Source organism: Woeseia oceani (genome assembly GCF_001677435.1).
Classification (GTDB): domain Bacteria; phylum Pseudomonadota; class Gammaproteobacteria; order Steroidobacterales; family Woeseiaceae; genus Woeseia; species Woeseia oceani.
Genome location: NZ_CP016268.1, coordinates 339506 through 355635 on the forward strand (window position 1 = coordinate 339506; position 16130 = coordinate 355635).

Genomic DNA, 16130 nt, shown 5'->3' on the forward strand with positions numbered 1-16130 from the left:
AATGTGAATAATTCTCATTCCGATTCGCATTTCGATTATTGAGGTGGAAAGAATGACCAGCTGGTCTCGATTGGTAGGCGGGCTCAGGGCTATCGGCTTTAGTGCTTTGGCTTCGATGGCCACCACAGCGGCGGCGGACGAAGCCCAGCCAGAAGAAATCGTTGTCACGGCGTCCGGTTTCGAACAGAAAGTAACGGATGCTCCGGCGAGTATTTCGGTCATCAGCCGGGAGGAAATTCTTACCCGGCCCAACGTCAATCTGCTCGACATGCTGAAGTATCAGGAAGGCATCGACATTGGCACGACGCGCGACAAGACTGGCCAGGGTAGCGTCAGCATGCGCGGGTTGACCGGCGAATACACACTCTATTTGATCGACGGCAAGCGTCAGAATAACCACGGCGATATTTATCCGAATAACTTCGGTGGCAACGCATTTGGTCACATGCCGGCGCCGCAGGCTATTGAACGAATTGAGGTCATCCGCGGTCCTGCATCGACTCTTTACGGAGCGGATGCGTTGGGCGGTGTGATCAATGTCATCACGAGACAGGACATTGACGAATGGTACGCTAATGTGAATGTTGCTGGCACGATGCAGGACAACAGTGACTTCGGAAGCGACTACAAAGCGGACTTCTCCGCTGCCGGCCCGCTAATCGACAACAAGCTGGCGCTCGGTCTTCGCGGCACTTTTTACGAGAGTGAAGCGTCGTCACCGCAATTCGCACCGGCAGTCGATCCCGCAGGCGGTGTGCACTATCGCAGCTTGGGATTCGGCGGCGGCGGCCGCACTGTTGACAGTGAAACTGCTGAATACGGGGTGACGTTGACGTACACCCTGGACGACCGAAACAGGCTGCGCTTCGACTATGACAGCTCCAGCCAGGTCTACGACAACACACCGTTCATCAACCCGGATACCGGTGAATTGAGTTATCCACTAGGCACCAAAGACAATATCGAAGCCCTGTGGCGTACCAGCGGCGGGCAAGTCAGTCCACGCGCCGGCTATGCAGCGGACCAGGAATTCACCCGCGACTGGTTGTCGCTGGCCTACAACGGCGACTGGAACTTCGGAACGAGCTATGTCTCATTGTCTTACGTCGATACCGCGAACGAGGGCCGCACACTACCGATGACCGTTGCCGAGCGCCTCCTACTTCAGGAAATTTATGACGGTACCGGTGCGTACGCCGGCATGACCGAAGACGAGCGCAGAGACCTCGCGGAAACTACCTTTCTTCCCCGTCCCGCCCGTCCACTGGCAAGCAGCCAGTTCACACTGGATGCACGCCTCGACATTCCCTTTGAAGCCAACGGCAATCATGTTCTGGTGATTGGCGCACAGGCTATCGACGGAGAATTGGAAGACGGCGTATTTGGTATGGAGAGTGGCAATCCTGGCGGTGTTCAAGACCAGACGATGTACTCATTGTTCGTGGAAGACAGCTGGACGCTGGCGAGCCCGTTTACGGTCACCGCCGGAGTGCGTTACGACAACCACGATATTTTCGGTAGTCAGGTATCGCCGCGTTTGTACGGCGTCTACACCCTCAACGACAACTGGACTGTCAAAGGTGGCGTAGCCACCGGTTACAAGACGCCGCTGACGACCGATTTGTATGACGGCATTACCGGATTTGGTGGGCAAGGAACGTCACCGTTCGCCGGAAACCCGGATCTGACACCTGAAACCAGTGTTAACAGCGAGATCGCGTTGTACTGGAACAGCGACGGTGGCCACCGATTCAATGCCACTTATTTCAACACCAGGTTCGACGACAAAATTGCCCGCGGCGACACGGTCTACAGTTGTGCCACCACAGGCGGGGCCCGCCCGTGCGTAAACCTCGGCAGCTACGAAGCACTGGGCTACGCGACCTACAGTCAGAAAATAAACATCGACAAAGTCTCCGTGCAGGGTGTCGAACTGGCCGGTCGCTGGTTGATCAGTGACAAGTGGTCACTCAATGCGAACTACACGTGGACCGACAGCGAACAGGAGAGTGGCCCATCCGAAGGTCAGCCGTTAACAAACACGGCTGAGCACATGGCCAACACTACCCTGGAATGGATGCTGCTCGACAACCTGACATTGTCACTGCAGGGCGAATTCCGCTCCGATCGCTTTCGTGACTGGGACAGTGTGCAGGACAGGGCGCTATTCTATAAGAACTACCAGCTGATCAATCTGGGCGTCAACTACAGCATCACTGAAAACATCACTATCAACGGCCGGGTCAACAACCTGTTCGACGAAGACTTCACGTCCTACACGACCGCCTTTGTTGATCTTAACGGTGACAGTCTCTACACACTGGACGACGAAGTGATATTCACGGACGACTACAACGTAAAAGATGCCGCCCGAAACTTCTGGATGAGTGTGCAGGTTCAATTCTGACCAGGCAAAACTGTAGTGGTCAACAATTTCCGGACACTTTGTTAAGGCGCTCTTTGTAATTCATTGGCGTCATGTAGCCGAGTGTCGAGTGCAGGCGTTTGGCGTTGTAATACACCGCCACGTATTCGCGGACATCAGCGACTGCGTCCTGCCGGGTTCGGTATAAACGATTACCGGTCCATTCGCGTTTCAAGCTGCTGAAGAATCGCTCTACCGGCGCATTGTCCCAACAATCGCCCTTGCGACTCATGCTGCAGATCATTCGGTGCTGCTTCAATAATTTCTGATAGTCGTGGCTGGCGTACTGGCTGCCGCGGTCGGAATGACAGATCAGGCCGGGTGGCGGTTTCCTGAGATTGATGGCCATCATCAAGGCACGGATCACCAGCGCCTTTTTCATGCGCCGGTCGATCGACCAGCCCACCACCCGGCGGGAGTACAGATCGATGACGACCGCCAGGTAGATCCAGCCCTGCCGGGTCCATAAATACGTGATATCGGCCCCCCCAAACCCGGTTCGGTGCGTCGGGCAAAAACGCGCGATTCAACACGTTCTTCGCGACCGGCAGCTTGTGCTTGCTGTCCGTCGTTACTTTGTATTTGCGCTTCTGTTTGACCTTCAGGTTCAGCGCCTTCATCAAACGACGCGTCTTGTCGCAGCCAATTTCGAAGCCCTCGTCCCGCAGGTTCCGCATCATCGTGCGGCTGCCCAGGCTGTCGCGCGAAGCCGCGAACAGCGCTTTCATGCGGCGTCGCAGCGCCAGTTCGTGTGGCGGCACGACCTTGCCCGGCTGAGCTCGCCAGTCATAATAAGCGCTACGCTGAACGCTCAACATGTGACACAGCAATGTCACCGGATAATCGTTCGCATGACCACGAACAAACGCGTACTTCACTTCATTTCCTTCGCGAAGTATTGGCTGGCTTTTTTTAAAATTTCTTTTTCCATCCGCAACTGGCGGACCTCCTTGCGAAGGCGCTTCAGTTCTTCTTTCTCATCGCCAGCAAGCCCTGCGCCGGATGCTTGATCCTCAAACTGTCGCCGCCAGCGACCAATCAAATTGGCGCCAACACCCAGACTCCGGGCCGCCTCCGCAATCGTGTAGCCTTGCTCGGTAACCAGCGCCACGGCCTCTCGCTTGAAGTCTTCCGTGTAATTTCTTCGTGTTCTTTTTTGGTTGTCATCGTTCACCTCGTTACGGCAGTTTACCGCCTTAACTCGGTGTCCGGATTTAGTAGACCACTTTAGTCTGCGTGCTGCTGTTTTTTGGCTACGGCTTTGGCCTAATGGGCCAGTTTCCCTTCTATTCCATACCGTTGGTCGCGGGCCTGTTTCTGTTGGTTCAATGGCGGCTCAGTCACCTTTGGCTGCATAGGAGACCTCAGGGGCCTTTGGAAGCAATATGGAAACGGCTTAGTTACGGCAGAGTATCAAGTCACTAAACTCTGCTTGCACAAAACCGGCCGACCCGAATGTGCATGCGCGTACGGGTCAGGTTACTGATTGCACCGGACGTTGCCCGTCCGGGCCTGCGGGGTAGCCGCCGCACGGAAACAAGCGCATCAGAGGTATTCCCCGCTTCGCTCGATGAGTCAATGACAGTGGCAACGCGAGACGCCGCGAGTGCTTGCAGCGTCGTTGGCGAGGACTCGTTCGATATGCAGCGATGACCGTCGCATGCCAGCCGCTATGCCACGGCGGTTCCCTCCGGGTGATCGGTTCGACTTCGCTCCGTTCGCCCGCCGCGAATAAAATATGACACGGAAAATTTATAACTCTCGCAAATTTTGTGATATAACTCGCGCAACAAAATTACAACGAGAAACAAAATTTATCGTTCGATCGGAAAAATAAGTTCTTGCAACCTGGGGGGAAAACCGAAGATGGGAAGGGATGTAGTACGTCCGCCGTGCGCTCAAGCGTGGCAAATGAAATTTAAAGATGGACGTCAGGGCTTGAGAAAAGCCGGCGCCGGATTATTGCCGGTTGCGGTAATGCTTGCAATCGGTACGGCCGGTGCGCAGGAGAACACGGCTGGTCAGAGTGCCAACGATGAACCTCTGGAAGAGGTTACCGTTACCGGTACACGCGTAGTACGTGATGGCTTCGAGTCGCCGACTCCGGTCACTGTCCTCGGCCAGGAATCGCTCGATGAAATGGGCGTAACCGTAGTTGCAGACGCAGTTAACCGGCTGCCGATGTTCTCGGGCAGCGTCACCACTCGCAATGCTTCCACCACCATCAGCGGCGGTTCTGCCGGTGTTAATACCCTGAGCCTCAGGGGGCTCGGTCCGAACCGGACACTGACGCTGCTGAACGGCAAGCGTATCGTGACCTCGCAGTACCGTAATCGCGACAACAACGGCGGTGCCGTCGATACCAACGAATTTCCCAGCGGCTTGATCGAGCGTGTCGAAGTGGTTACCGGTGGTGCATCCGCCGCGTACGGCTCTGATGCACTTGCAGGCGTGGTCAATTTTATTCTGGATACCGACTACACCGGCTTTAAGGGCAGTGTTCAGGGTGGTGCAACGACTCACGGCGATGGTGAGAACGTCATGGGCACCTTCACCGCAGGCTTGCCGTTCGCCGATGGTCGCGGGCACTTTCTGTTCAATGCCGAACATGCTTATCAGGCGGCTATCCCGTACAACGACCGGGATTGGGCTCAGACATCGTATGCTTTCATAAGCAACCCGGATTACGCACCCGGCAATGGCCAGCCGCGACACCTGACCGTCACGGATGCGGGCCTGTCCGTCGCCACCCGCGGTGGTTTGATTGTCGGCTGCGCGACAGCACCCGGAGTGGCGTGTCCTTTACGCGGCACCCAGTTCCTGGAAGGCGGGACACCCGCTTCGTTCCAGTTTGGCTCTCTTATAAGTGGTCCGGTGATGGTCGGTGGTGACTGGGAGCAGTCCCGAGTGAACACGGACATGAGCCTGGCACTGCAACTGGTACGCGATACAGCTTTCTCACACGTCAGATACGATATTGGCAGCTCCACCACCGCTTACGCGACGGTGCACTGGGCGCATACGGAAGGCGAAAACAAGCAGTCTGCGCCCAATTTCAACCTGGGCAACGTCACCATCCTTTCGGGCAACCCGTTTATTCCCGCAGCTGTACAGGCGGAAATGACGGCAGCCGGTATCCCGTCGTTTACCCTGGGTACGACGAATTTCGATTTGCCCAACTTCGGCGCACGAAACGATCGCACGTTGAAGCGTTACGTGGCAGGTATCGAAGGTGAAGTAAACTTTGCGGACAGCAACTGGCAGTGGGATGCGTACTACTCGAAGAGTCAGCACGACATCATCTCCAGATCGACCAACAATGAGATCGTTCCACGCTACCGCTTAGCTGTAGATGCCGTCGAGTCTGGCGGCCAGATCGTTTGCCGCATCAATGCCGATGCTGACCCATCCAATGACGATCCGGCTTGCCACCCTTATAACCCGATGGGTATGGGTGTGAACTCGCAACTGGCGGTTGGCTATGTTGTCGGCACCGGCTGGGCCGATACGCTCCTTGAACAGGACGTCTTTGCCATGAGTGCTGCGGGCGAACCGTTCTCGAGCTGGGCAGGCCCTGTGTCTGTTGCCTTCGGCCTTGAGCATCGGACAGAAAAGCTGAGCGGCACCGCAAGTGACCTCGATGAAGCGGACAGCTTCCTTGTCGCCAACTATCACGGTACCTCAGGTAAGTACGACGTTACGGAAGGTTTCCTCGAGACTGTTGTACCTTTGGCAAACGGTCAGCCTTTCGCTGATTTGCTGGACCTGAATGCTTCGGTACGTTGGACGGACTACAGCACTTCCGGCAAGGTCACTACCTGGAAGGTCGGCACGAGCTGGTCGCCCGTAGAAGACATCCGCTTTCGTGTGACCCGTTCGCGCGATATCCGGGCACCGTATTTGGGTGAGCTGTTTGACGCCGGTCTTTTCGGCGCGGCGACGCCTCTGGACGATCCGTTCAGTGGCACAACGCACGGCGTATCGTCGCGGACAACCGGCAACCCGAATCTTAAGCCTGAAGAAGCCGATACGACCGGTATTGGCGCCGTATTCACGCCGTCATTCCTGCCCGGCTTTGCCGCGTCCGTTGACTACTACAGCATCGATATTGAAGGCGCGATCGCAACGCTGGGCCGCGACGGCTATGTCGCCCGGTGCTTCGCCGGTGATCAGGCATTGTGTGACTTCATCGACTTTGCTCCCGACGGTTCCGTGGAGTTTGTCCATGTACAGCCGGCAAACGTTAACTCGCAATCAACAAGTGGTGTTGATGTCGAGCTGAGTTACACGTTCCCGATGTCCGGCATTTTCTCCGGCCTGGACGGGGATCTGTCATTGCGCGCTTTGGCCACGTTTGTGGACACACTCGAAACGCAGGACAGTTTCGGTGTTGTCACTGACGGCGCCGGCGTTAACGCGGACAATATGGGAACCGGAGCCGGTTTCACGTTGTTTGGTCCGGACTTCCGTTATCTCATGTCCGCGACTTATGACAGTCATCCGCTCCGCGCAACTCTGACTATGCGGGGCATCGGTTCCGGCGTTTACAATAACAACCTTATTGAATGCGCTACGAATTGTCCGACGTCTACGGCAGCGAATCCGACAATCAACAACAATCACGTCGATTCAGTGACGTACTTCGATCTTTCGTTCAACTATTCAATGTTTGACGATTCAACCGAGGTATTCTTTGTCGCCGAGAACCTGCTTGATGAAGACCCACCGCTTATTGCGGGCGGCATCTTCGGACCGGGCAATGCCCAGTTTTACAACGGCCTCGGTCGGATGCTGCGTGCCGGTGTGCGCGTGAGCTTTTAAGACGGTAGCAATCGATCGAAGGGTCTGACTACGGCCAGACCTTCAAGGTGCCCCGTTCGGCCTGTCCGGCCGAAAGGGGCACCGCGATTGAAATCGCCGTTGTGCGGCCGGCCTGGCAGATCCTCGCTCATGGCCGGACCGTCACAGCGGCAACAATTGATAAAGCAGAGCAAAAATGCAGCTGGAGAAGTGAGGGGCGTTATGCCAAAAGCATGCGCACTTCGATGGCGGCAGAAGCGGGGGCTACTACGCAACCTTGCTTCACACTTAAATATATAAGCGTATTCGCTGGGGGGGATCTCAGCCTTGTTTTTGCGCTTCGAGTATCCCGAACGGAAAGTTCAGGATGCTCCTTAGTCATAGGGAAAAACAATGCAGGCATTCGGTCAAATGACGTGTCACAGAACTTGCCAATCAGTCCAACATTTCTGTAACGTTTGATTCGGATCGGCCTCGCTAGCAGGAGAACAGACAGGTGCATTCGCTTTTGAAAACGACGGTCCGCGGGACCGCAATTGGACTGCTGGCTGCGGTCACCCTTGTCGCGTGTTCAGGTCCGGGCGAACCCGAAGCGCCGGGTACCGAGCCACGCATGCGGCTGATTACGACGGCCCAGTACATTAACTCGCTAAAGTACGTATTTGGACCGAGCGTTCACACTCAGGGTGAGTTTTCACCTGCAGCGCGAACGGATGGTCTGCTGGCGAACGGTGCCGCAATTGCCGGCGTCAATACTTCACAGCTCGAGCAGTTTCAGCGTGCCGCTGCCAGTGCTGCGGCGCAGGTGGTGAACGAAGAGCATCGCGATTATCTGATCCCTTGCAAACCGGCAGCGGAAGATGCAGCCGACAACGCATGTGCAGAAAAATTCCTGTCGCAGACGGGACGACTGCTGTTCCGCCGGGCGTTGACGGATGAAGAAATCGGCGCGTACGTCGCCAGTGCTGAAGAGGGCGCCACCAGCTTAAACAACTTCTATACCGGTCTGGCAACCGCGCTGGAAGGCATGTTGATCAGTCCTGATTTGCTGTTCGTCGTCGAGAACGCTGAACCGGATCCGGACAACCCGGGCCAACTGCGGCTCGATGCTTATTCGCTTGCATCGCGCCTTAGCTATTTCCTTTGGAATGCCAGCCCGGATGACAAATTACTGACCGCCGCAGAAAGCGGCGAATTGCAGACGGAAGAAGGTCGTGCCCGCGCTGTCGACAGAATGTTGGCAAGCCCTCGATTGGAAGCCGGTGTGCGTGCATTTTTTGACGACATGTTCGCTTTCGACGACTTCAACACACTCTCGAAAGATCCATTGATCTATCCAGCCTTCACCAGTGTGACGGCGGATGCCGCGCGCGAGCAGACCTTGCGCACGGTGGTCAAGCACCTGATCGATGATCAGAAAGACTATCGAGATTTGTACACGACCAGATCGACCTTCATTTCGCCCGAACTGGCGGTGCTGTACGAGATGCCCGCACCAGCCGGCTGGACGCCTTACACGTTTCCGGACGATAGTTTGCGGGCCGGTTTGCTGACACAGATCAGCTTCCTTACTTTACATTCTCACCCGGGCCGCAGCTCTCCGACGCTGCGTGGTGCGGCATTGCGCGAAGTCCTGTTATGCCAGCACGTGCCGCCGCCACCACCGAATGTCGATTTCTCGGCGTTGTCGAACCCTGACTCGCACTACCCTACGCAGCGGCTGCGTGTCGAAGCGCATCTTGAGACGCCATCGTGTGCCGGTTGCCACCGCATCACGGATCCCATGGGCCTGGCGCTTGAAAACTTCAACGGTGAAGGTCGCCATCAGGAAACCGAGAACGGCGTACTGATTGATGCCAGCGGCAACCTGGATGGTGTGGAGTTCGAAAACGTTGTCGGCCTGGCTGCGGCATTGCGTGACAACCCGGCTTTGCCGAGTTGTTTGGTCCAGCGCGTTTACAGCTATGGTTCCGGTGGACCCGCCGGCGCCGAAGAAAACCTCCTGCTCACGTATTTCAACGAGAAATTCGCAGCGGAGGGCTACCGATTCCCGGATCTGCTGCGCCAAATCGCGTTAAGCGATGCCTTTTCGAGAGTGGTGGCCGGTTGGACGCCTCCGCCGTTCGAAGAAGAACCGGATGGCGGCGAGCAACCGGATACCAGCGAACAAGAGATTCTTACCATGACGCGGAATACCGCGCATTAGACGCAATAAGCCAGAATAACTGAGCGAAACGTTCAAGAAGCAGCCAGCAACGCTGCAGGAGAGATTAAATGAAGAAGTTGAGCAGGCGCCGTGTGTTACGTGGAATGGTGAATGGGAGTGCGGTATCGATTGCATTGCCGCTCCTGAATTGCTTTTTGAACGAGAACGGTACTGCTCTCGCTTCCGGCGCGCCGATGCCGGTCCGCTTCGGGACCTGGGGTTACGGCCTCGGAATGACGGCGAATGTCTTCGTTCCCAAGAAAACCGGCCCGGACTACGACCTGCCCGAAGAAATCGCTTCGTGGGCATCGGTGAAGCAGCACATCAATCTGTTCACGAATGCAACCGCATTCCCGGATGACGCGCCGAACCCGTGCCACTACACCGGCTGGGTGATTGGTCGAACCGGCGTGGCGCCAATGGACGGCAAGACCATCCCCGGCGAAACCATTGACGTGACTATTGCCAACCAGATTGGCCGTACGACGCGCTTCCGCTCACTAACAGCGACGGCCAACGCCGACGTCCGTACTACCTATAGTTTCGAAAACTCCACGACGCCCAATTCTCCGGAATGGTCGCCACTGCAGTTCTACAACCGCTTGTTCGGCCCGGAATTCCCGGACCCGAATGCCACGACTTTCAATCCCGATCCACAGGTCCGGGTTCGCAAGAGCGTACTGTCCGGGGTTATGGATCAGACCCGATCGCTGATGCGCAACGTGGGCGCGGAAGATCGTCAACGCCTCGACCAGTATTTTTCCGGTCTGCGACAACTGGAGAATCAGTTCGCTCAGCGGCTTGAAAAGCCTGAGCCAATCGCAGGTTGCCGACCAGGCGAAGCGCCGATCTCGGATCCACCGATGGACAAGACAGCGGAATCAGTCGCGCTGCGCCATCGTATGATGACTGATTTGATGGTCATGGCCTTGGCATGCGATCAGACTCGTGTCTTCAATATGGCTTACTCATCCGCCGCGTCGGCCATTATCAAGCCCGGCTATGAAAAGCCGCATCACACGACTACGCACGAAGAACCCATTGATGCGCAGCTGGGCTATCAGCCAAACGCATCCTGGTTCACACGTCGCGCGATGGAGAGCTGGGCCGAATTCGTGTCGGCCTTCACGACGGTCAAAGAAGGTGACGGCACGCTGCTGGATAACGTTCTTATCTACGCGACCACCGACCACGGTTATGCGCGGATGCACAGCATGGACGGCATGCCGGTATTCACCGCCGGACGCGCGGGCGGCAAAGTCAAAACCGGTATACACGTCGATCTGGAAGGCGGCGCAGGTACACGGGTTGGTTATACCGCATTGCGCCTGATGGGTGTGGATACGCCGTCGTGGGGCACCAAAAGTAACCGGACCTCAGCTGAAGTCGGCGAAATACTGGCCTGACCTGAATCGCGGTAAATGAACCTCGCCGGGCAGCCCGCAAAGGGCCTGCGGCGCGCGCAACGTTCAGGGTAAGAATTACGCTATGAGTGATGAAAGATAATGAGTAAAAAGGTGACCACAGCCAGTCGCGGATTCGCATCCGTATCGCAAAAAAGCGCATTGCTCGCCGTGATCTTAATGGCCGGTACGGTGACCTCTGTTGCCGCCGAATCGGATCCGACCAGCCTGCAGGCCTGGGATTACTGGCAATCGCCTGCCAGCCCGGAGCAGGAAGAGTACGTTGCCTCCAAGATGCCGGCTGGCTTCCAGGTGGTCGTCACCGAACTTGAAGGCCCGGTGTTTGCCGACGCCAACGGTCGTACTTTGTACAAGTGGCCGTTGGAAAACCTGCGTAACGGCTCGACCGGCGATCGCAAGGACGGCAAGTCCGAGTGCACGGACGAAGTATTGACCGTCACCTCGGGCCTGATGAGCCCTTATCCGGCAGGCCTGGTGTTGCCGAATATCGATCAGCGTCCCAGCTGCGTTGAGGTGTGGCCGCCGGTGATTGCCGCCGAAGGCGCTGAGCCCGTTGGCGACTGGACACTGGTCGAACGTAGCGATGGCTCAATGCAGTGGGCTTATGACGGTTACCCAATGTACGTTTCGATCCTCGATCAGAAAAAAGGCGACACGCTGGGCGGGACGAAAATCGAGAGCGGCGGTGATGCACCCGCGGTTCGAGTGCCCGTCGGCCCACGTTCGGCACATCCGCCGATATTCGAAGTAATTCCAATGGCGACCGGAAGAATGCTTATCACCGAGGATCGGTATTCCGTTTACAGTTGGGACGGCGACGAGCCGAACAAGTCGAATTGCTTCGACAGTTGCCTCGACAACTGGACGCCCGTGATGGCACCGGAGACCGCGGTAGGGCAAGGCAAGTGGACCGTCATCGAACGTTCCCCCGGTGTGGGTCAGTGGGCCTTCCGGGGCAAGCCGCTTTATACCTATAACAATGATCCGCGTACCATCAGCCTGATTGGCAGCGACGTGCCGGGCTGGAACAACGTTTACACTCAGCGTGTGATGCTCCCGCCCGAAGACTTTACCGTTCAATCAACCCGCATAGGGCACGTACTGGCGGATGCAGACGGCAATACCCTTTATCTATACAACTGCTCAGATGACGCTTTCGACCAGCTGGCTTGCGATCATCCCGATACACCGCAGGAATACCGTTTGGCGATCTGCGGCAACGGCGACCCGGAGATCTGCCGGAACACCTTCCCTTACGTTCCGGCGCCAACGGACGCCTCAAGCGAAAGCGGACTCTGGAGCGTGATGATCATCAACCCGAACACCGGGCATCGTGCCAGCGAAGACGAGGAAGGGGCGATGCACGTCTGGGCGTATCGCGATCGACCCGTGTACACATTCACCGGCGACGAAGTGCCGGGCGATGCCAACGGTGATGCGTACGGTGAATTCAACGGCTACCGAAACGGCTTCAAAGCGTTTTGGTTGCGCGACGATTACATGTCCAACGCATATTCACGATAATGCCGGCGTTTAAGCCATCCACGCGCCGAGGAGTGACCAATGAATAATTGTGGGAAAGTTACCAAGCCGGGCCTGTCGGGTTCGGGCCGGATATTGCTCGGCGCTGTTGCGGCTACCCTGTTGGGTAGCGGTGATGTCGTGCAGGCAAAAGCGCCGCCCGATGGCCGGATCGGCTACGTACTGACATACAGAAACTTCGCTATCCACGAAACTGAAGAAGCCACAGAATGCCCTAACGGTCTGAACGATGGCCCGCGCGAGCTGTATGCCAAACTATTCCCCAATGACGGCAAAGTTCGAACCGTTATGGAAACGCAGCTGAAGCGCGAAGGGCAAAACTGGCATCCGAGTACCGAACCTGGCGAACTGCCGTTTTATGAGGCGCAAGGGGACATCTCTCTCGGAATGAATCTCGATGGGGAGGTTGGCCCCAATGATTTCACGAGCCCGGATGGTGAAGAAGGCATCGATAACGAGTTGTACCGTGTGCTGGGTTGCACGATGAACTACCGGGCAGCAGGCTCGCTGCGGCATTTCATCAACGTGTTCATGTGGCGGTACAACAATAACCGCTGGATGATCGAGTTGTCAGAAGTCGACGACCTGAGCAACGACGATGACGTAACGGTAACCACGTATCGCAGCGCCGACAGCTTGCTCGCAGATGCCACCGGCGAAGATTTTGTCGCTGGAGGAACTCAGAACGTCGATCTTCGTTGGGGCAGAGAGTTCATTCAGGAAGTCAAAGGCAAGATCGTTGACGGCGTGCTCATCACGGATCCGATTGACAAGATCAAGATACCCTGGGGCTCTACGTTCAATACCAACGGTTATCAGACTTTTCGGGCGCTTCGCTTCAATCTGAACCTGACGCCGGAATCGGCAGAAGGAATGCTCGGGGGCTACGTGGACGTCGAGAAATTCCATCATCACCTGAACACGACGTGGTCGACGCATCATCAGAGTTACGGGCAGGAATCGTCATCGGCCCAGTATCCGTCGTTGCGCCGTTTGGCAGATGCCTATCCTGACCCGGAAACCGGCGTCAACACCGCGATCTCTATGGCGCTGGAAGTGAAAATGACCCAGACCTTTGTGATGCGGCCGAATGAAGATGTGAATCAGATGGCTCGGTCGTCTAACTGATCGGCGTGAAAGTTTCTGTCATCTGGATTTGATCGGGGCCGACAGCCCGGACATCTGCCGATTACACTCCTGCAACCGCCGGGTACTGCCGCTGCGTATTGAGTGTGATCGAGCAGCCGTCCGGCAGACGGTCAGAATCGGGCAGGTCTGTTCGGTGCCGAATGAATAGACCTGCTGGTTTCGTCTGCCGTGCCGGCGGTACTCGCCGAGCACGCAGATACCGGTTAGTTGCTTGGCGTTGCGCCAGCTCCCGACGAGCCGCAGTTGTCACTTTGCCCCGGCCAATTCACCGACTGTCTTATTTGTTGTAGGCCTGACCTGCTGCAAGGCCGTGTTCGCGCGGCGCGCCGTGTGAATGACCCGCAAGCCGTCGCGACATGCCCTGCCCCCTGCAAGGCGCGCGTCAATGCAGCAAGCGGAACGCTTGCTTGATGTCTTTCACCACCCATTTGCGGTCGAGCACCTGGAGGACACCATGGCGCTCAAAATCATTGACCAGCTCATCTTGAACGCCCGACAAGATAACCTGGATATCCTGCTTGTGAAAACTGTTGATAATATCTTTCAGAGTTTGATAGCCCGTGGCGTCAATCAACGGTATGTAGCGCATCCGCAAAATAATCACCCGGGTCGAGGATGGAATCTGCGTCAGCGTGTGTTGAAACTGCCGCGCCGCACCAAAAAACAGCGGTCCGTTGATTTCATACAAGGCGACCCCTTCCGGCATTTCCAGATCTTCTTCATCAAACAGACGTTCCATCCGCCCTTGATCAATATTGATGTTATTGACCTGAACGGATTGGCTCATACGGTTCATAAACATAAAGCTCGACAACACTATGCCGACCTGAATGGCAATCACGAGGTCGAAAACCACGGTCAGGAAAAAGGTGGTGAGGAGAATGATGACATCAATCCTGTCGCCTTTCAGGATCGACCTGAACTGACGCCATTCGCTCATATGATAGGCGACAACAACCAGGATACCTGCCAGACAGGCCAGCGGAATCAGCTTCGCCAATGGTGCGAACAGCAGCATTACCAACAGCAAGACAACCGCATGCACTATCCCGGCGATTGGCGTCCGGCCGCCGTTATTGACGTTGGTGGCGGTGCGGGCAATGGCACCGGTGGCGGGTATGCCGCCGAACAGGGCAGAGGCAGAATTGGCAGCACCTTGCGCCACCAATTCCATGTTGGACCGGTGTTTGCCACCAATCATGGAATCCGCCACCACCGCCGACAACAGGGACTCGATCGAGCCCAGCAATGCAATGGCAAATGCCGGCTGTATCAGTGATTTAACGGTCTCGAAGTCCATCGCCGGTAGACCCGGCATATTGATGGCATTCGGAATTTCGCCGAACTGGCTATAAATCGTCGCCACCGGAATGTTGAAAAACTGCACAAACAACGTCGATAGCAGGATAGCGACAATGGAGCCGGGGATCAGTTTGATAAATTTCTGCAAATAGAACGTTATCAACACAGTGGTAACTGCAATAGCCACTGCATAGTAGTTAACTTGATCCAAATGCGTGACGTACACCGACCACTTGTCGAAGAAATCAGCGGGTACCTCCGCTATTGGCAAACCCAGAAAGTCTTTGATCTGCGATGAAAAAATGATCAGAGCGATCCCGCTGGTAAATCCCACAATCAGCGAATAGGGAATGAATTTCAGAAAGTTGCCGAATCGCGCCAACCCGAATGCGATCATGATAAAGCCGGCCATGAACGTGGCGATGATCAAACCATCAACGCCGTGGACCTGGACAACGCCGTACACAATGACAATAAAAGCGCCGGTGGGACCACCAATCTGCACCCGGCTGCCACCAAGCGCCGAAATAATGATGCCGGCCACAATTGCCGTCACCAATCCCTTCTCGGGTGAAACCCCCGAAGCAATGGCAAAGGCTATCGCCAAGGGTAAAGCCACAATGCCGACAATCACGCCGGACATTACATCCTTGAGTATCGTTTCGCGCGAAATGCCTGCTTTAACAAGAGAGAACAGCTTGGGTGTGAAATCACCCTTCATAATGATTGTCCATGAGTTCGCGAGGTATCCGGAGAAGCGAATCCGGCACCTGCGTTTTTGAGATCGGGAGGTGAGGTCATCACCTGTATCTTAGTCCCCGGACGAGTAACGATAAAGTTCACCTTGTCCCGCACCCGGGATTATCCGCGACGGCAAAGTCCCTTGTCTGCCAATTGCAACGTGCAGGCCGAGTGGTCGCTGCCCTTCAATTGCTGACACGCAATCGTCCGTTGACACAGGTCAGTGGAAACCTGCGGCCTTGACCTCGAACAATCCTGTTGACTGCATTGTCAGCCATCAGAAGAAAACGCTGTACAGCAGTCATGCTTGTAGAACAGCCAACAAGTGCAACCGAGTAGCAGCGAGCTGCGTACTGACGACCGGCTGCACCGGAACTCGACTGCGGGCCGACGGGGGCCTTTTAGAATTGACGCGACAGCGAGTCGCTTCAGTGACTGTGGGCTGGGGTGAGGGAGGCGGGCTGACTCGGGTGAGTCTATGCTCGCGGCCTATTGCGAAGCTCCAGCGAACCGCAATCAGTTTGGCGCCCGGGCGCGTGTT

Annotated in this window: 8 protein-coding genes and 1 pseudogene; 7 read left to right on the plus strand and 2 right to left on the minus strand. The window is 56.2% G+C overall.

Going from position 1 to position 16130, the window contains the following annotated elements; translation table 11 throughout:
- Window positions 1–52: 52 nt before the first annotated feature.
- Window positions 53–2407: a TonB-dependent receptor domain-containing protein gene (locus BA177_RS01565; RefSeq protein ID WP_068612140.1), complete on the plus strand. Its 2355-nt coding sequence runs from the start codon at window positions 53–55 to the stop codon at window positions 2405–2407.
- 19 nt (window positions 2408–2426) lie between these two features.
- Here BA177_RS01565 and BA177_RS01570 read toward each other — a convergent pair.
- Window positions 2427–3599, minus strand: a pseudogene (locus tag BA177_RS01570) (IS3 family transposase).
- Between the two features lie 62 nt (window positions 3600–3661).
- Here BA177_RS01570 and BA177_RS19130 point away from each other — a divergent pair.
- The 6 genes from BA177_RS19130 (at window position 3662) to BA177_RS01600 (ending at window position 13525) form a co-directional block, all read left to right on the plus strand.
- Window positions 3662–3850 (plus strand): DUF418 domain-containing protein, encoded by a 189-nt coding sequence (locus tag BA177_RS19130; protein ID WP_082989764.1) that lies wholly within the window; start codon window positions 3662–3664, stop codon window positions 3848–3850.
- Between the two features lie 486 nt (window positions 3851–4336).
- Window positions 4337–7246: a TonB-dependent receptor domain-containing protein gene (locus BA177_RS01580; RefSeq protein ID WP_197493270.1), complete on the plus strand. Its 2910-nt coding sequence runs from the start codon at window positions 4337–4339 to the stop codon at window positions 7244–7246.
- Between the two features lie 475 nt (window positions 7247–7721).
- Window positions 7722–9431: a DUF1592 domain-containing protein gene (locus BA177_RS01585; protein ID WP_068612144.1), complete on the plus strand. Its 1710-nt coding sequence runs from the start codon at window positions 7722–7724 to the stop codon at window positions 9429–9431.
- 68 nt (window positions 9432–9499) lie between these two features.
- Window positions 9500–10837, plus strand: coding sequence for a DUF1552 domain-containing protein (locus BA177_RS01590; RefSeq protein WP_068612146.1), 1338 nt, complete (start codon window positions 9500–9502; stop codon window positions 10835–10837).
- A 99-nt stretch (window positions 10838–10936) separates the two neighbouring features.
- The gene (locus tag BA177_RS01595; RefSeq protein WP_068612148.1) at window positions 10937–12379 is read left to right on the plus strand and encodes a COG4315 family predicted lipoprotein; all 1443 of its coding nucleotides are present in this window, start codon (window positions 10937–10939) and stop codon (window positions 12377–12379) included.
- Window positions 12380–12418: 39 nt separating this feature from the next.
- Window positions 12419–13525, plus strand: a complete 1107-nt coding sequence (locus BA177_RS01600) for a hypothetical protein (protein WP_197493271.1) — start codon at window positions 12419–12421, stop codon at window positions 13523–13525.
- 403 nt (window positions 13526–13928) lie between these two features.
- On the opposite strand, the gene BA177_RS01605 is transcribed toward BA177_RS01600, so the two are convergent.
- Window positions 13929–15569 (minus strand): SulP family inorganic anion transporter, encoded by a 1641-nt coding sequence (locus BA177_RS01605; protein ID WP_068612150.1) that lies wholly within the window; start codon window positions 15567–15569, stop codon window positions 13929–13931.
- Window positions 15570–16130: the final 561 nt, after the last annotated feature.